Consider the following 18,008-nt stretch of genomic DNA (forward strand, 5'->3'; position numbering starts at 1 on the left):
AGAAAGATGAAGATCGACCGCATGCGGGTTTTCATGACCCGCGACAAGGACCGTCCCCGCGTGATCGTCGCGCTCGACACCGATGACGGGCTAACGGGCTGGGGCGAATGCTACAATCACGGCCCCGACAAGGCGCTTCCGCCGCTCCTGGATTATCTTTACGAATTTCTGTCCGGCCAGGATCCGACACGCGTCGACTATCTCGTCAATCTGTTGATCCAGCAAAGCCGGTTCCCGCCGGGCGCGCTCGGCCTTGCCGCGATCTCCGCACTCGATCACTGCCTGTGGGACCTCGCCGCCAAGGCGGCAAACGTCCCGGTCTACAAGCTGCTGGGCGGCGAGGTGCGCGACCGCATCAAGGTCTATGCCGGCGTCTATACCGCACCGGATGCACCGGCGGCCCGCGACGAGTTCGATCGTCTGAAGGAAGGGTGGGGTTTCACCGCCTTCAAGCTCAGCCCCTGGCGTATCGACATGCACTCCAATCGCTGGGGCAATGTCGTCAAAGCCTCGGCGGATTATTTCCGCTCGCTGCGCGAAACGGTCAATGACGAATATGAGATCGCCTTCGACGCCCATGCGAAGATTTTCGAGCCGATCGCCGCAAGGCAACTCGGCAATGCCTTGGCGCCCTACGACCCTCTGTTTTTCGAGGAGCCGCTGCGTCCTGAAAATATCGAGGCTTGGGGCGATCTGAAACAGGGGCTCAACTGCGTGCTGGCGACCGGCGAGTCGCTCTATAACAGAAACGAGTTCCTGCGCCTGCTGCAGGTCAAGGGCGCCGACCTCATCCAGCCCGACATCTGCGTCGTCGGCGGCATCAGCGAAATGCGCCGTATTGCCACCCTCGCCGAAGCCTTCTTCGTCGGCGTGGCGCCGCACAACCCGATGGGTCCACTTGCGACGGCGGTCAACGTTCATTTTTCTGCGGCGGCACAGAATTTCCGTATCCTCGAATACCGGCTGCCAAAGGGACAGGCCTACGTCTATGGCGGCCTCGATATCGAGAAGCGGGAGGGGGAAACCCGTTACGTCGTCGATCCCTATCTGCCGAAGGACGGCTATCTGGAGCTGCGTCCCGACCGGCCCGGCTGGGGCGTCGAAATGGACGAGAAGGCGATGGAAGAGGAAGGCTACATCCATTGGCAGCGGCGCGTGCCGAAGCGGCCCGACGGCTCCTACGCCTTCGCCTGAGGGCATTGCCCCCTTTAAAAACAGGAGCTGGCCGCCCGGATGGACGCGGCCAGCTCCCGCAGGGCTCTAGGCATCTTTCGGCAGCACTGAGCGAACCCTTGCGATGAAGACATGGAAGTCCTGCATGAAAGTGCGAAGGAAATCGGCGGTGGTGTCTTTCGTGACCTCGCCGTCATCGGTGATCAGGCCCGGCGTGAACTGGATGTAGGCTTCCGGGGCATTCATCTGGGGAGAGTTGCAGAAACTGAGCACGCTGCGCAAATTCTGCTGGGCGACTGCTGTGCCTATCGCGCCCGGCGACGTGCCGATCACCGCTGACGGCTTACGTGTGAACGAGTTGGTGCCGTAGGGGCGGCTCGCCCAGTCGATTGCGTTTTTCAGCCCGCCGGGTATGGATCGATTGTATTCGGGCGTAACGAACAGCACGGCGTCGACGGCTGCGATTGCCGCCTTGAATGTCTTGCCAGCCGGAGGGTAGTCGGCGTCATAGTCGTAGCTGTAGAGCGGCAGGTCCTTGAAGGATATCTCCGACATTTCAAGTTCCGGCGGCGCGAACCGCACCAACGCCTTGGCGAGCTTGCGGTTGATCGAGCCCTTGGCCAGGCTGCCGATGAGATAACCTACTTTATGCGTGGTCATGGCGTTCTCCAATATCTCGCATGATGATGGCAAGTCACTATTCGCCGAGGAACGTGACCGTCTCGCCGAGCGGGGCGCGGCCTGTACGGGCATAACTGACCGTGGGGTCCTCGTACCCGATCGACATGCCGCAGAAGAGGATGAGCCCGTCGGGGGGTGACAGGACCTCCGCGACCGTCTCGCGAACCTGCGACCACGCCATCTGCGGGCAACTGTGAAGACCTTCGGCGCGGAGCAGCAGCATGACCGTCTGCAGATACATGCCGACGTCGGCCCATTGGGGCAGGCCCAGGTCACGATCGATGTAGCAGAACAGGGCGGCGGGCGCGCCGAAACAGTTCCAGTTGGCGATTGCTGCCCGCTGGCGCGCCTCCCAATCCTCGCGCGCAATACCGAGCGCGCTGTAGCGCTCCTTGCCGAAGGCGGACCGGCGCTCCCCATAGGGGGACTTCAGTGCGGGCGGGTACATCTCGTACTGCCGCTTGTCCCAGGCGTCGCCATGGGCCACGCGCTCGACGGCGGACGTCTTGAGCTCAGCCAGCGGCGCGCCAGTCATCACGTAGGTGTTCCACGGCTGGATGTTCGATCCTGACGGCGACCAAGCTGCGGCGGACAGCACACGCTCAAGCACCTCCCTCTCCACAGGCTTGTCTTTGAACCCGCGCACCGATCGTCGACTTTTGACTGCCTCATATACGTCCATGATCGCCTCCGTCCGCCCGGACGGCCGGGCCAGCGTTGTGGCCCAACATCGCGCCTGGCAGCGCTCGCATCCCATCGCTGACCGCCGTTACGTCAATCTCGCCGATATCAAGCGCATAGCGCGACGGAACCAGCTCGCCGGGTTCCAGTCTGCCGGGGTATGAGGTGTTGTCCATACTCATGGTCGTTTCGTCCTGACTGTTCCGTTCCTGATGTGGTTCATTATCTCCATTCGCAATGGAGGCGTAATCACACGGTGGTCTAGGAGGGGTACATCAAACGTACATCAGGGATCGATGTGTTCGAGGGGCATGTCGGCGAGGCATCGCGGGACTTGGTGCTTACACTCAAGCCGCAGTCATCTCCTCGAAACCGCGTTCTTCGCCATTGCGCTGCTCTTCGCTGCCGCGGCGCCAACCATCAGCTGTGTAGGATCGACGTTTCGTATTTTTTATTGGGTGCCCAGGGCTCGGACACATTCTACTTCGGTGCGACGGTACGATCCGAAGATGTCAGCGAGCGTATCGAGCATTGCCCTGGCCGCGCCGGATTGAAGTGAATAGTAGATCGTCTGAGCAGCTCTTCGCGTCTGCACGAGTTCCTGTTCTCGAAGAATTGCCAAATGCTGGGACGTCGAAGATTGGCTCAAGCCCACCTCGTCGGCCAGGAGGCTCACGGACATTTCTCCCTCGGCCAGCAGATGCAGAATGTGAAGCCGTTTGGCATTCCCCATAGCCGACAAGAAGTTTGCTTCGTTTTCGAAGGCGTTGGTTTCAGGGGAGGGCGCGGTTGACGATTGATTGTTCACGGCGAGATCTCCTTTAGGGAACCAAAGCTGGGCACCAGGTCATATCCCCGAGCTTTAATTTAGGATTACCGCATGAGAGCGAGACCGAAACCCATTGCCGGCGCCGCATCGCTTTTTTTGGCGCAAATCGGATACGACTCGCCTCAAATGGACAGCGGCCGCAGATGATGTTCGAGGCCGGTATCTTCCACCATTGGAAGACACGCGGCTAAAAGCATAAATCAATGACTTGAAGCGCGCGTCGATGATCCGGATTGACGCGACGCGTTTTAGCGCGCGCCAGCCTGGCGCATCTGCATGGGCAGTGTTTCCCACGCTCGGATCAATTCGCCGATGGAGGCGGCCTCCATCTTGTGCATGACATTGCTGCGATGCAGCTTGACCGTCACTTCGCTGATGCCGAGATCGAAGGCGATCTGCTTGTTGAGGCGTCCGCGCGCCACTTCATGCAGAACCTCGCGCTCGCGCTGCGTCAGCGTCTCCAAGCGCTTGATATTGCGCTCGGCGACCGCGGCTTCCGCCCTTCGTTCGGCATCCATCGCAATGGCCGCTGTGATGGCGTCGAGCAGCGTCTGGTCCCGCACCGGTTTGGTGAGAAAATCCACGGCGCCGGCCTTCATCGCCTGGACGGTCATCGGAATATCGCCATGCCCGGTCAGGAAGATGATCGGTTTGGATATGCCGTTTTCAGCCAGATGGCGCTGCAGGTGGAGGCCGCTTGCTCCCGGCATGCGCACATCGAGGATCAGGCAGCCGGGGCAATCCAGGATATCGGCGTCAAGCAGTTCGCGGGTCGAGGCAAAACTGGTCGACTGGAAGCCAGCCGACAGGATCAGCTCCGACAGCGCCTCGCGAACGGAGGCGTCGTCATCGACGATAATGACGAGCGGCTGGTTCTCTTCACAACTGCACTGTAACGATAACGGCGCCGATTTCCGCAGCAACGGCTGGTCAACTCTCATGTTACCCTCCATCTGTCGATTTATGCAAAGCGTTGGCGATGGCCGCCAGCAGCGCCTGGGCATCGAAAGGCTTGCGGAAAAATCCGCCCACGCCTTGAGCGCGGCCCTGATCTGCTATCTCGTGGCGGCCCGTGATCAGGAATACCGGCAGCTCCGGCCGTGATTTCCTCACCAGGTCGCGAAGTTCGAAGCCGTCGATGCCAGGCATTCCGATATCGGTGATGAGCAGGTCGAGGTCCGATAGCCCGTTGACGAGCAGCGAGCCCGCCGACGAGAAGCTGCGAGCCACATAACCCGCGGATTCCAGAAGGTCGCCCATCGATTCAAGCAGCCTTGGATCGTCATCGACAATTGCCACCACATGTCTTGTCTTGTTCATGTTCAATTCCCTCCCACTCGGCGCGAGTGGGTTATCGGTATTTCCAATCTCTCCGCGATCCGCACGAGATCGGCGAGCGATGCCGCCGCCATTTTCTGCATCACATTTCTTCTGTGGATCTGCAGCGTCACTTCGCTGATCCCCAATTCGGCTGCTGCTTGCTTGTTGAGAAGGCCGCTGACCACGAGAGGCAGCACCTCGCGCTCTCGCGGCGTCAGGTTGAGATAGTGTTGCCTCAGCATGTCGAGTTCGGCGCGTTGCGATCTCTTCTCCCGATCCTCAGCGATCGCCGCGTGAATTGCCGCCATCAGGTCCGCGTCGCTGAAGGGTTTGGTCAGGAAATCCACCGCGCCATGCTTGATCGCACGCACGGAGGAGGGGATGTCGCCGTGTCCTGTGATGAACACGATCGGCGGATGGTCCCTGTCGGCGATCTGTTTCTGCAGATCGAGGCCGTTGATGTCAGGCAGCTCGATATCGAGGATGAGGCAGGCGGGGACATCCGGCTTGTCCGCTCTGACGTAATCGCAGGCTGATTCGAAGGCGATGGCGCGCATGCCATGCGATTCCAGCAGCTCGCCGAGCGCTTCCCGAATGCGTCCATCGTCATCAACGATGAAGACAATATGGTCATCGGCTGTCATGGCGCCGCCTTCGTTTCTATGGGCAAGGTGAAGATCAACGTCGCTCCGCGCGGATTGTTCTTCTCGGCCCACAATCGTCCGCCATGCAGCTCGACAATCGAGCGGCAGATTGCCAGTCCCATGCCCATGCCATTTTCTTTCGTCGTGAAGAACGGCTCGAACATCCTCTCGGGAAACTCGATGCCCGGGCCGTGGTCGCTGATTTCGGTCCGGACGGCATTCCCCATATGCTGCACACGGATCTGGATCACCCTGTCGTCTGCAACGGCGTCCATCGCCTCGATGCCGTTGCGGATGAGATTGATCAGCACCTGCTGGATCTGGACGCGGTCGATTGCGACCAGCGGAAGGTTGCCGTCGATGCCCATGTCGATCCGAACGCGGCGGCGCGCTGCTTCGTCGGCCATGAGGTTGCGCGCTTCGTCGACGACGCCGGAGAGCGTCGTGTGGATCCTGCGGTCTGCGGATTGCTTGAACAAGGCGCGGATACGGCTGACGACATCTGCCGCTGAGTTAGCATCCCGGATGATGCGCTCCACCGTCCTCTGCGCCCGCTCCATATTCGGCGGTTCGGCCATGAGCCAGCGCTGACAGGCATGTGAGTTGGCCACGACGGCCGCGAGCGGCTGGTTCACCTCGTGCGCGATCGAGGCCGAAAGCTCGGCGAGGCTCGCCACCTGGCTCGCCCGTGCAAGGCCCTCTCGCGCCTGACGCAAATCTTCCTCCGCCCGAACCTCACCGTCGATATCAAGGCAGATGACATTCCACTGGACGATGATGCCGTCGGCATCGCGCATCGGCGCCGCACGCGTCTCAACCCAGCGATATTCACCATCGTGGCGCCGCAGACGATGCCTGCGCGCATAGGGCTCGCCGGTGGACAATGAATGGGCATAGTTCTCTTTGACCCCCGCCACGTCGTCGGGATGAACACCGGCATCGAGTGTGCCGTCCAGCCGGGTTTTCCCCGTTCCGTCCAGCTCTTCGAGATTATATCCGAGGAAGTCGCGGAGCTGAGGGTTTCGGTATACCGGTTCTCCATCAGGCGCCGCGCAATCGATCATTGCCGGCAGCGTTTCGACGATCTGCCAGAGCGAGCGTTCTCTCTCTCGCAGCGCGTCCTCGACTCGCAGCTGATCGTCGATGTCATGCGTCAGACCGTACCACTGGACGATCCGGCCGCTCTCGTCCCGCAGAGGCTCCGCGCTGCCTTTCATCCAGCGGTAGATGCCGTCGGCGCGCCGCAGGCGATATTGCTTGGAGAAGCGCTCGCCGGTGACGAAGGAATGGTCGAGCGCCTCGGCGAGGCTCTCCGCATCGTCAGGGTGGACGGCGGCTTCCATGATGGCGGAAAGACGGTTCATGCCGGGCTTGTCTGCATCGGCAACGTCCAGTCCCAGAAAATTGATCAGCCGTTTGTTGAAGAAAGTCGGCTCGCCCTGCGAGTCCAACCGCCAGAGAAGGCTCGGAACGATGTCGACCAGCTGTGACAGCTCGCGTTCCCGCTCTCGTAGGGCCTGTTGCGCGCGCACCTCGTCGTCGATGTCGAGTGCAGCAGCGTACCATTGTAGAATAATTCCGTTTTCATCCCGCAATGGTTCTGCGCGACCCTCCATCCAGCGATATTCACCGTCCGCACGGCGCCGACGATACCTTATGGTGTAGGGTTCGCCGGTGGCGAGGGCATGGCTGAGCACCTCTCTCATGCGGGGTGCATCCTCGGGATGGACTGTCGCCCCGATGATGGCCGCCGAGCGGCTGACGTCCGGCTTGTCCCAAGCCGCGACGTCATCCACCCCGATGGATTCGAGGGTACGCTTGCTGAAGAAGGTCGGCTCGCCGCTGGGCGCCATGCGGGCAATATGAACGGGGACCATATCGACGAGCAATGACAGCTCCCGCTCACGTTCGCGTAACGCCTCCAGCGCACGCACCTCATCGTCGATGTCGAGAGAAACGCCATACCATTCCACGACCGTTCCGTTTTCGTCGCGCCGCGGCTCCACCCGGCACTCTGCCCAGCGGTAGACATCATCCTTTTCGCGCCAGCGAAATCGCATCGCGCAGCCGCCGCCGGTTTCGAAGCAGTTCCTGAGCGTACGCTGAACGTCGGGAGCGTCTTCGGGATGAACCAGCTGCTGCAGCAGATCGTCGATGCGCGGCTCACCGAGAGCGTCGAAATCGGCGATAACGGAGCGGAAATGATCCTGATACCGCTTGTTGAAATAGAACGAGCCCCCGGTGGGCTCCACACTCCAGATGCGGACCGGTACGGCGTCTATGATCTGCTGAAGCTGTTGCTGGCTCCGCCGCACAGCCTCTTCGGCATGAACCTGATCGTCGATATCGTGACAAAGACCGTACCACTGAACGATGCGCCCCGACTGATCCCGCATCGGTTCGGCACGGCTCGACATCCAGCGATAGAGGCCGTCGGCGCGGCGCAGTCGATACCGCATGGCGAAGCTTTCGCCGGTAACGAGGCAATGGCGAAGGGCATCTCCGAACCCCGCCGCGTCCTCGGGATGAACGGTGGCCTCCAGGACAGCCTCCAGCCGGCTCATGCCGGGCTTGTCGAAATCCGCCACATCGAGACCGAGAAAATCGATCATCCGTTTGTTAAAGAAGGTCGGCTCACCGTCAGGGGTCAGACGCCAGACGTGGCTCGGAACCATATCCACGAGCTGCGAGAGTTCCCGCTCGCGGTCGCGCAGCGTATCCAGGCTTTGGCGCAATGTGAGCACTGCCAGCTGGTGCTGCCGGGATATGGCGGCCACGATGAGCGCCGAAAATGCCGAGATGGCCAGAAAAAGCTGCAGCATGACCTGCTTGTGCTTCTGGGATTCGGGATCGCCGGCAAATTGGCTGGTGCCTGTTATCGTGAACAGCGCCGTGATCAGGGCGAGGAGAGCCAAGGATACGGCAGCGCCTTTGAACTCGAAGCGAACCGCGGCCCAAAGAAGAGGCGGCATGATGATGTATGCGAAGGGGAGGTAGCCGCTCAGAGAAAGAGCGGCAACGCCGAGAAAGATCAGTGCCAGGACGCAAGCTTCCACCCATTGCGCGGCCGAGAGCCGGGTCTTGCCACGCCAGCTGTGAAACACGACCAGTGCCAGCGGCGCTACGATCAGGACGCCGGTGGCGTCTCCGATCCACCATAGAGGCCAAGCCGTTGCGAAGGATTGCGATTGTATGCCAAACCACGCCAGGGTCGCACTTCCCACGGTCGCGCTGACGATGGGCGCAATCCCAGCCCCCAGTACGACGAATGCGAGAACTTCCTGCAAGGTCTCCAACCGAACCGGCCGCGTCAAGGTCCGGTTGACGAGCCATGCCCCGGCAACCGCTTCAAGGGCGTTGCCGATGTAGATCAGGAAAGCCGCAGGCAGCGGACTGTGGAACCACAGAAAATTGCTGAACAATTCCGCCAGGCAGCCTCCCAGCACCCACCAAGGCCAGCTGTAGCCGGATGTGACGACAAGTGTCGCGATGAAAAGCCCCGCCGCTGGCCAGATGGAAATACCTGTTCCAGGGACGATCGCGAGCGACTGCGCGAATCCGCAGGCCAGCACATAGGCCGCAATAAAGAGCCCCAGGTGCAGGAGTTGGGGGCGGTGCGACCAGACGCTGATCATCAGCTGTTCCTGCAGGACAGACAAAGTCAGGGGATCGTCAGCGTTTCGTACCGTCGTTGTTCTCGATTTCGGGTCTGGCGGGCTCATATTCGAACCGTAACCCCGCCACATTGCAACCGCAACTCATGGAAACCCATGCATTGCGCGGGGATGTAGCCGCCGCGCCAGGTCGGAATTTTCGGCGCGAACGAAGACCGGCATGTCGTTCCGTCTTGCCGATTGGTCTTCCTAACCTTCGGGATGGCTCCGCTATATCCCAAGTCTAAGCCGCTAGACCTCTTACATAGTGGAAGGGGTCTGGCTTTCCGGTCATTGTGTCGCCGTTCGCGCCGCGCAACTCGGCGGCTATCTATAATGCATGTCGCCCGAAAGGGTGCCGCGGTTTTGGGAAGACGGCATGCGATGGAGGATGCTGATATGAAAATCACGGTGGTTGGAGCAAGCGGCCTTATCGGAACGCGGCTCAGCGAGAACTTGCGCCGCTCAGGTCACGAGGTAATGGCCGCATCATTGTCGCTAGGTGTCGATACGGTTTCGGGCAAGGGTCTCGAAGCGGCCGTGGCGGGAACCGAAGTCATTGTCGATGTGACCAATGCCGCATCATTCGGCGACCGTGCTGCATTGGATTTTTTCAAGGCTTCGACGAAGAATTTGCTCGCGGCCGCGACCGAGGCTGGCGTCAGGCACTATCTTGCACTCTCTGTTGTCGGCACGCCTCGTCTCGTGGAAAGCGATTATTTTCGCGCGAAAATGGTGCAGGAAAATCTCATCAGGGCTTCAGGCCGACCCTATACTATTCTCCGCTCCACACAGTTTTACGAGTTCATCAGCGGATTGATCGATACCGGTGCTGATGGCGATGTGTTTCGATTGCCCCCGGCGTTCATGAGGCCGGTCGCAGCGAGCGACGTCGCCGCATTGCTGGCGGAATTGGCAGTCGGAGCGCCGTTGGACGATATCGCCGAAATCAGCGGCCCGGAACAATTCGGTATCGACGAAATCGCCCGGATCTATCTCACCGCGAATGAGGATGAGCGGCAGGTGGTGACGGACCCATCCGCATCGTATTTCGGTGTTGAATTGACTGAAGACGCGCTGCTTCCTGAGGCAGGTGCGCGGGTGGCGACCGAAAAGCTATCCGACTGGCTCTACCAATCGATGGGGGAGTAGGCTGTGCGGTTTCTCTCCCCGCTGGCAGGGGATTAACTGATCTGCCACTGAACTTTCGCCTGGCTGCAATTAGAGCCCTGGCGCCTTTGAATACGACAAGTGGCCAGGCCCGGCGGAATCGCAAGAGTTTTGTCGAGTTCGAGCCGGATGTGGCAATAGGCCAGCATAGTTGTCGGGCCTGGTCTAAGCAATGAGCGCGACCTCAAAGGCTCATCGCAATCTTCAAATCGAGGTGAACGGGATTCCAAGACTTGCTTTCTAAAAGATTGTGCATTAAATAATCGTACGCGATACAAAAGGAGTTAAGCTATGTTGAAGATGTTTGTCGCCGCCGCCGCAATCACTGCGGGAAGCTTTTTGAATGCCTACGCCGCCGAGAAGCCGACGGTCGTGCTGGTGCATGGCGCATTCGCCGACGCCTCCAGCTGGAATGGCGTAATTACACGTTTGGAAAAGGATGGATATCCGGTGGTGGCGGTTGCTAATCCGCTTCGAAGCGTGACGTCGGATGGCGATTACGTGCGCAAAGTGGTGGCGGGACTGAAGACGGACGTTGTTCTCGTCGGTCACTCCTACGGTGGCTCAGTCATCAATGAGGCAGCAGCAGACAGCGCCAACGTCAAATCGCTCGTCTTCGTCGCGGCCTTCGCGCCTGATGTCGGAGAAACCGCCGTTGCGCTTTCAGGTAAGTTTCCGGGAAGCACGCTCGCACCGACCCTTGGCGAGCCCGTCCCGTTGGATGGTGGAGTAAAGGATCTGTACATCAAGCAGAGCGCGTTTCACGATCAATTCGCTGCAGATGTATCCAAGGCGGAGGGCAAGCTGATGGCCGCAACACAGCGCCCCATCACTGATAAGGCTCTTGGCGAGGCCTCGACTGCGGCGAGCTGGAGGAAGATCCCGTCTTGGTTCGTCTATGGTGACGCGGATAAGAACATACCGCCGGCAGCGCTCGCATGGATGGCGGAGCGGGCGGGCTCGAAAGAGACGGTTGTGGTTAAAGGCGCGTCTCACGTCGTGATGGTCTCTCATCCCGATAAAGTCGCGAAAGTCATCGAAGACGCTGCGTCCAGCAAATAGACCGCGCACTGCGATTCTGCGACCGGATCAACATTGATCCGGTCGTGGTAAGGCAATACGCAACGCGAGATGCCGAACTCCCTTTTCTCTCGAACCGTCGGGCCATATGCTGTCCAAGGCCCATCGGCTCTCATGGACGGGTGATCCTGTAGATCAGTAAATCAGCCGAATCCACAAGCTTGGTTGCGGTCTTGTCGAGATAGTCGACAACCCCATCATGATGCTCGATGAACAGCAGGTCCTGCTTGTCGGTGGCGTTCTTGGCCACGCCGAACAGGTTCGCGCCCTGCGCGCGCAGTTCCTCGAGCTGCGCGATCGCAGTGGCGTCATCCGCGACGAATTTCGACCATTCCGCATCGCCTCCGCCAGGCGGGAATACCCAGCCGCGCGCCCTGCTGTAGTAGACTGCGACGGGATCGCCGACCTCGGGGGCGATGGCGACGACGAGATCGCCCGGTTGCGCCAACCGCGCCAGTTCCTCGCCAAGCAGCTTGCCGTTCATGGCGATCGGCTTCTTCATCGTCCTGACGAGCGGCAAGGTCGACCAGGCAAGCGTGAGAGCCACGATGCAGATCGAGCGAAGCACCACCGCCGGCGTTAGAATGGTTCTCGATGCAAGCGTTGCCAGAAGAAGCGCGCCGCGACCGCAGAACATCGCGACCGGCACATGGAAGATGTGGAGATTCCACACATTGCTGGTGATTTCGCCCGCCGCTGCCAGATAGATGATTAGGGCGGCAACCAGCCACACATAGGGAATGGCCGAAAGGGTGCGTTGCTTCGGGTCTTCGGCGAGGCTGGCCGGCATCCACAAGCCGACCGCGAGCAGCACCATGAACGGATAGCCGTAGAACCACAAGACCGAGGTGTTCCACACGGATTTGAAGTAGAACCTGTCCCTGACATATGTCCAGAAGCCGTAATCCCAGATATAGCCGCCGCTGCCGGCGACATGAAACGGCGGATAGCTGCGGCCAAGATAAATCGCCCAGCTGAAATAAGCGCCGATGATGGCCAGGCTCAAAAGCCCCGACAGGAAGACCCAGGTCGCCTGCTTTCGCTTCCTCTCCAGAATCCAGCAGACCATCAGATAGAAGATGACGGCACCGGCAGCGATGCCTGGTGGCTTTGACAGCACACCGAGCGAGAAGCTGACCGTGGCGAGCGGCAAGAGCCAGCCGCTGCCGCCGGCCCAGTATTTGACGAACAGCCAGACGCCAAGGGTCACTAAGGCCAGCATCGCGGGATCGGGAAGAAACGAGCTGTCGATCATGATTGCCGCCGGCATCAGCGCGTAGGCAAGTGCCGCCGCGTGGGCACGCATCTCGTCCCAGCAGAGGGCCGTTAGTCTGTGCAACGAAAACACCGTCACGAGACCGAAGAAGGCCGCAACCATGCGGCCGAACCAGTCGTGCCAACCGAAGAGTTGGTAGAGCAGGGCTGTGAGATAGCTGACGATCTGGAACTCGCGGCCCTGATAGCTTGGCCCTGGCCCGGTCCAACTGACCTCCGGAAAGAAGATGTTCCAGCTGCGCTGCTGGAAATTGTCGGCCATCATTGCAGTGCTTATCTCGCGCCAGCTGAAGCCGTCGACCAGCGGCAAGGTGATCTTGTGGAACCTGAAGACGATTGCAATAAACAGGATCCCCAGCAAGATCGCCGTGTTGAGGTAGTTGCCAGCAGCCATGTCCCGGTCGGTCGTCTCCTGCGGGTATTGCTGACCTTCGGCCTGCTTCAATTCCAGGTCGTCTGTCATCTGAAACCCTGTCTTCCGTGACGGCCGAGGCGGCGCGATACGCGCCGGCATCGGATCGTGAGGAAGATTAGGCTGAGCGGGATCTCGCCGCCGACGCGGTCGGCTGCGGAGCTGCTCGTAGGCTTCACCGAGCAGCGGCTCGGACGGCTTGCGGGGCGGCTTTGTCATGATGGCAGTTCATCAGCAAAGCCTTAAAAAGCAATTCACCCAGATTGATTATTGAATTCACGAGAACATAATAAGAACATCGGCGGGGCGGCTGCCAATCTGAAAACTCAGATATGGAGTGCGGAGATGCGCGAGCCGCCGATCAGCGAAGCCGTGGGCATGAGGAGGTGATCGCCTATCACAAGGGCGATAAGCACGCCGCTATCGGCGCGCTGCTTGAGGACAGCCGATTGGTGATCTAGCGGGGGACGATAATGAGCGAGCATGTTTCCATGGCGGCCGAACAGCGTTCAACTCCAGCAGCCTAGATCAGTGCTTCGGAGATGCCCCAAGCTTGACAAAAAGACATCCATTGCCGATCTCGATTTGCGTCAGAAGGTCCGCCCTTACCTCCTCGCCAACGACTGCTTTTATGTGCCGCCACTTTTGGCTTTTCGGATGTGCGGGCACCGGTACGCCTTCTCGTAAGAACAGCGTTACTTCAGGAACTTCATCTGATTTGTAGATGCAAATTCTCAACGGCTCACGTCCCTGTTTGCAGTAAATATTGTGCACTGCAAAACAAGAAATGGCAAACATTCATTTGCCGGGTAAGTCACGTTAGGTCGGTGCAAACCCGTGATGCTGAGGCGTACCCTACCGCCTGATGCTGAGGGCGGCGTCCGTCGGACGGTCGAGGAGCGCGACGCCGGAGGTTTGGATTTTTTCATATATGTCGCCGGGCTTCACCGCATCGAGGCGTTCAAGAAACCTTTATGAAGCTCAGGCTTGAACTAATCGTCGTCTCCTCCGGCCCGACCACCGCGATCGAGTCCGAGGACGCAGCGATTGCAGGGGTGAGCCTTGCCAGGATGCGAAAGTCCTCTGGATCTCTCATTTTCAATTCGATGCCCTAGCGTTTCAGGTCGTAGGCCTGGTGCGATGCGCGAAGCTCTGACAAGGTTTTGCCGACACAACTGCCTCCGCCTTCAGCGCCTATTGCCTTTGCCTTGCCGTCGATCGTGATGGTGCCGGCGATCCGGTCGGATGCAGAATAGGTTGCAGTTCCATCTTGAGACACACGCGACAGATAAAAGGCGTGAAAGGTTTCGTGGTATTTGCACTGGATAACCACCGGGAACTGATCAAACGGATTGTCTTGCGCCACAACTGCCGTCATGGGAAAGGCCAACGATATCAAGCCTGCATAGAGCATTTTGCCCGATGTGCCTGATTTCCGGCGAGATGCATGCGTCATCGTCAAAGTCCTTCTTTCTGAGATCGAACCTGCGAATGCTTTGCCGTTAGATCGTGAGGCTGATCAGCGCATCGCGATCGAGAAGGCGAACGATGCGTTGCAGTTTGCCGTTCAGGCAAAGGATACGTTTTTCGCGGAGCTTCGTGAAACAGCGGGCAACGGTTTCGACTGTCAGTCCAAGATAGTCGGCGATATCGCTGCGGGAAATCATCATGTCAAATTCGCAATCGCCCGGATGACGGTCGGCCATTTCGCAGACAAAGGCCGCGACGCGCTTCAGTGCGCTCTGCTCGGTGATGACGAGTTGTTTGTGTTGCGCCTTGGCAAGATTCGTCAAGGCAATGTGCAGAAGATCGATGGGAACGACGGCGTCATGATTGGCGCGAAAGGGCGTGACGCAGGTTTCGCAGACGGCTTCGGCAAAATCGGTGCGTATATCGCCCGTTTCAAGCCCGAACCATTCGCCCTTTCCGTAAAACGACAGAATGTATCTCTGTCCGGCGGCCGTCAGCCTATAGATCCGCACAGCGCCCGCTTCTACGTGGTAGATCGTAAGCGCGTGTTCGCCTTCGCTGTAGATCGTCTCATCGGCCTTGAGCCTAATCGACTGATCCTTGGTTGTAGCGGCTGCGCCCCCATACCGGTGGCCTCGAGCAGTCGTGTAATTTATTGCGTGATTTTGAAGCATCTGCGTCGCCCCTATCCGCATCGGAGCATAAGCAATTGCCGCGCGACCCGATATTCGAGATACCCCTTACGTATTGCTACGGAAGCCCCGGATTACTCTGCGGTGTATAAGGCTTTCGCCCTTTGGGGAGAGCGACACGAAAATGTCGTGGGAGGTCCTATGGCATCGGAAGAGGGAGGGGAAAGCGACTTATCTCAAGGTCCCGCCAGCGTGCGAGAGCAGCTTGAACGCATACTCGCCAGCCCGCAATTCCATGCTCCCGAGCGCGGGCGTCGCTTTCTGCAGTATATTGTTGAAGAGACGCTTGAAGGGCACAGCGAACGGCTCAAGGCCCATATGATCGCGCAGATCGTTTTCGGACGCGACGCGTCCTTCGATGCCCAGAATGATCCGGTCGTGCGCATAGAGGCTGGCCGTATCCGCCGCGCACTCGAGCGATATTACCTCGTGTGTGGAAGCAACGACCCGATAAGGATCACAATTCCCAAAGGAGGCTACGCCACGCTGTTTTCGAGCGGCGAAAACACGTCGATTGCCAGAGAAGTGGCCGCTTCGCAAGATCACGAGAATCCACAAAAACAGACTGGGCAGCAGGGGCCAACGACCTATCGCCATCTTCTGCTGCCGATTGGTGTCCCTGCACTATTCGGGGCAATGGCGATCTTAGCCCTCATTCGCCCACTCGAATCCTACCTAACACCACCGCAAGCGACCCGGACCCCTGTTGCCTCAGCGCCGACGAACAGGATCAGGATTACTGTCGACCCCCTCGTCGCCCTCGACGGCACGGCGCAGACAGCTGATTTTGCAAAGGGACTGGGCGATCAGCTGATTGCAAAACTCATGGAGGTGCAAAACCTGGTCGTGCTTACTCCAGGCCGCTCCGGCGCGGTAACGAGCGGACCGCATTTCAACCTGCAAGGAAGTGCACTTGTCGAAAGCACGATCGTGCATCTGCATATCCGCCTGATAGACGGCGCCGACGGGGTAGTCGTCTGGGCAAATCAATATGATCGCGATCTGAGTGGCCAGACCATTCTCGATGTCGAGGACGACATCGCCGTGCAAATCGCGATGGAGATTTCAAAATTTCGCAAGCTTGGCGACGCAGGGCCCTGACCCGTAACTATCTTGGCGTGTTGACAGGAGGAATGACCATTCCCGCGGCGCGCAGGCCGTTGAGGAACAGCTCCTGGTCTTCCGGTCTTTGCAAACGCAGAGAGACCTCCGTACGGACATTGCCCATCATTTCCGGTGCGTGGGTGTTGAGCCATTCCCGTTCCAGTCTGGCTTCATTCGTCTTTCCGGCGGTCCCGAGAATGGACAGCAGCAAGAGATGGTGCATGGGGTTGCCATCGAGATCGGACCGTCGCGACCACTGCTCCGCCGCTTCGATATCGCCTCGCATGAAGGCGCACAAAGCCATGCCGACCTCATAAAAGCCTTTAGGTCCGGCGTTCCTGCTGAGAGCGATCGACAGCAATTCGCAACCTGATTGCCATTTTCCTGACATCGCAAGGCGGGAGCCGTATTCGCCTGCAACTTCGACATCGTCTGGATTTGCGGAATAGGCAGAGGTCCCGGCCGTCAGCGCCTTCTCGATATCCCCTCTGAAAAAGCTCACCAGCATCTGGGCCTGCAGCACGTGCGGATTGCCGGGCGCCAGCGATATTGCTCGTTCCACCGCAGCAATCGCCAGTTCGAGGGGTTGGGCTGAGGCTGGCGTGCCGAGTTTGTAGCGAAAACGTATCTCGTCAAGATAGACCATGGACAGGAGGGCCCAAGAGGATGCGTTATCGGGAAAATGCTGGGTTGTTTGTTGCAGGCATTCGCGTGCCTTCCTATGGCTTTGCTCAGTCATGGCCTGCCGGTAGCTGTAATAGATCAGGGTGCAGGCATAGGCGTCCGAGCCGCCATTCTCCGCAGGCCTGGCGATCGTTTCCGTATCGGCTTGGAAGATAGCGCCATGTGGCTGTGCAATCGCGCTGGCGATTTTCCGGGCGGCATCGCCTTGAATCACAAGCTTGTTTTGAACATCGAGATTAGCATCATAGTTGTCGGCCCATATGACGGCCCCATCCGATTGACGCACCAGCCTCGCAGCGGCGCGCATCCTGCTGCCATCGAGCTGGACATTGCTCTGGAGCGCATAGGCGGCGCCGTCAGCAGGTTCGCCGAGTACCGACCCGGCAACTACGACGATGTCATCGAACTGAGCGAGTTGGCCGATGACGTCGTCCCTCAGGCCACGGGCGATGTCCGAACCGGCGCCTATGGGGCCGCTCTCGGAAAAAAAATCGACAACCACCTTTGGTTTCGCGGATCCCGCTGGTGATGCCCGGGTCGAAACATCCCGCGAAACTGAAAGTGCGCCAGCAAGAGCGAGGAGCAGAAGCGCAAGAACGGTGACGAGAGTGGCTCCAAGGCCAAGAGCGACTGGCCTCGCTCTGCGATCTATGTCCGGAAGCGGATCGTCTTGATCATCCAGTCCCCCGGCCGGCGATTTTTCCAGCCCTTTCTCAGATACGGGGTCGGGCTCATCCTGAGCATATTCGAAATGGGGCACATATCCGCCTTTCGGCACGGTAATGATGACCTCGTCCGCTTGGCCCGCGACAAGGTAGTAGCGCTCGAGGGCTTTTCTTATTCGGCCGGCCTCGATCCGGACGACCGGATCGTTTTGCGGATCGAAGGATGCTTCCCGGCCGAAAACCATATTTGCTATCGTAAAGGCCTTCAAAAACCCCGATCGACCCGCAAGTGTCTCGTTGACGACAAATTCCAGGAAATTTCGCCCGCGTTTGGGGGTGTGAAATTCCTCGCTCATGAGGATTCGCTCGACTTGCAGGCAGATTTCGTCTGCTGTCGGCTCAAAACTGCGGAAAGTGTTGAGCTTGGCGCTTCTCATGACCGACCGCCCCCACGACAAGATCACGCTATTATTTA

Annotated in this window: 15 protein-coding genes; 4 read left to right on the forward strand and 11 right to left on the reverse strand. The window is 59.2% G+C overall.

The genetic code is table 11. From position 1 onward, the window contains the following. Positions 1-6 precede the first annotated feature (6 nt). Positions 7-1,194: a galactarate dehydratase gene (locus ACD590_RS29820; RefSeq protein ID WP_018245802.1), complete on the forward strand. Its 1,188-nt coding sequence runs from the start codon at positions 7-9 to the stop codon at positions 1,192-1,194. A gap of 66 nt (positions 1,195-1,260) precedes the next feature. Here ACD590_RS29820 and ACD590_RS29825 read toward each other — a convergent pair whose 3' ends face one another. The 7 genes from ACD590_RS29825 to ACD590_RS29855 form a co-directional block, all read right to left on the reverse strand. Continuing rightward, complete coding sequence (locus ACD590_RS29825; RefSeq protein ID WP_018245801.1) at positions 1,261-1,833, reverse strand: NADPH-dependent FMN reductase; 573 nt, start codon at positions 1,831-1,833, stop codon at positions 1,261-1,263. A 37-nt stretch (positions 1,834-1,870) separates the two neighbouring features. Then, the gene (locus ACD590_RS29830) at positions 1,871-2,536 is read right to left on the reverse strand and encodes a nitroreductase (RefSeq protein ID WP_018245800.1); all 666 of its coding nucleotides are present in this window, start codon (positions 2,534-2,536) and stop codon (positions 1,871-1,873) included. Between the two features lie 450 nt (positions 2,537-2,986). Next, a complete protein-coding gene (locus ACD590_RS29835) occupies positions 2,987-3,343 on the reverse strand; it encodes an ArsR/SmtB family transcription factor (RefSeq protein ID WP_018245798.1) in 357 nt (118 codons plus the stop codon). A gap of 269 nt (positions 3,344-3,612) precedes the next feature. Further along, positions 3,613-4,305, reverse strand: coding sequence for a response regulator transcription factor (locus tag ACD590_RS29840; RefSeq protein ID WP_018245797.1), 693 nt, complete (start codon positions 4,303-4,305; stop codon positions 3,613-3,615). A gap of 1 nt (position 4,306) precedes the next feature. Next, positions 4,307-4,684, reverse strand: a complete 378-nt coding sequence (locus ACD590_RS29845; RefSeq protein WP_018516604.1) for a response regulator — start codon at positions 4,682-4,684, stop codon at positions 4,307-4,309. Between the two features lie 2 nt (positions 4,685-4,686). Beyond that, positions 4,687-5,328, reverse strand: coding sequence for a response regulator transcription factor (locus ACD590_RS29850; protein WP_439004035.1), 642 nt, complete (start codon positions 5,326-5,328; stop codon positions 4,687-4,689). Beyond that, positions 5,325-8,963, reverse strand: coding sequence for a PAS domain-containing protein (locus ACD590_RS29855; RefSeq protein ID WP_439004036.1), 3,639 nt, complete (start codon positions 8,961-8,963; stop codon positions 5,325-5,327). Before ACD590_RS29855 ends, ACD590_RS29850 begins: the two co-directional genes overlap by 4 nt. Positions 8,964-9,380: 417 nt before the next feature. Between ACD590_RS29855 and ACD590_RS29860 the strand changes: the two genes are divergently transcribed. Together ACD590_RS29860 and ACD590_RS29865 are read left to right on the forward strand one after the other, a co-directional pair. Next, positions 9,381-10,133 (forward strand): NAD(P)H-binding protein, encoded by a 753-nt coding sequence (locus tag ACD590_RS29860; RefSeq protein ID WP_047620861.1) that lies wholly within the window; start codon positions 9,381-9,383, stop codon positions 10,131-10,133. Between the two features lie 309 nt (positions 10,134-10,442). After that, positions 10,443-11,213: an alpha/beta fold hydrolase gene (locus tag ACD590_RS29865; RefSeq protein WP_018444914.1), complete on the forward strand. Its 771-nt coding sequence runs from the start codon at positions 10,443-10,445 to the stop codon at positions 11,211-11,213. A 130-nt stretch (positions 11,214-11,343) separates the two neighbouring features. Here the strand turns inward: ACD590_RS29865 and ACD590_RS29870 are convergent, their stop codons facing one another. The 3 genes from ACD590_RS29870 to ACD590_RS29880 all read right to left on the reverse strand — a co-directional run bounded on the left by ACD590_RS29870 (position 11,344) and on the right by ACD590_RS29880 (position 15,062). Continuing rightward, positions 11,344-12,969 carry an ArnT family glycosyltransferase gene (locus ACD590_RS29870; protein ID WP_439004037.1) on the reverse strand — a complete coding sequence of 542 codons (1,626 nt, stop codon included), beginning with the start codon at positions 12,967-12,969 and terminating at the stop codon, positions 11,344-11,346. A 1,060-nt stretch (positions 12,970-14,029) separates the two neighbouring features. Beyond that, positions 14,030-14,332: a hypothetical protein gene (locus tag ACD590_RS29875; RefSeq protein WP_018245789.1), complete on the reverse strand. Its 303-nt coding sequence runs from the start codon at positions 14,330-14,332 to the stop codon at positions 14,030-14,032. An 88-nt stretch (positions 14,333-14,420) separates the two neighbouring features. Then, a complete protein-coding gene (locus tag ACD590_RS29880; RefSeq protein WP_018245788.1) occupies positions 14,421-15,062 on the reverse strand; it encodes a helix-turn-helix domain-containing protein in 642 nt (213 codons plus the stop codon). Between the two features lie 159 nt (positions 15,063-15,221). On the opposite strand from ACD590_RS29880, the gene ACD590_RS29885 reads away from it, so the two are divergent. After that, a complete protein-coding gene (locus ACD590_RS29885) occupies positions 15,222-16,181 on the forward strand; it encodes a hypothetical protein (protein ID WP_439004038.1) in 960 nt (319 codons plus the stop codon). Between the two features lie 7 nt (positions 16,182-16,188). Here the strand turns inward: ACD590_RS29885 and ACD590_RS29890 are convergent, their stop codons facing one another. Further along, entirely contained in the window at positions 16,189-17,970 is a 1,782-nt protein-coding gene (locus tag ACD590_RS29890) for a hypothetical protein (protein ID WP_130729640.1), read from the reverse strand. Positions 17,971-18,008 lie beyond the last annotated feature (38 nt).

This window comes from Rhizobium sp. 862_C5_N1_2 (assembly GCF_051811205.1).
Taxonomy (GTDB): domain Bacteria; phylum Pseudomonadota; class Alphaproteobacteria; order Rhizobiales; family Rhizobiaceae; genus Rhizobium; species Rhizobium leguminosarum.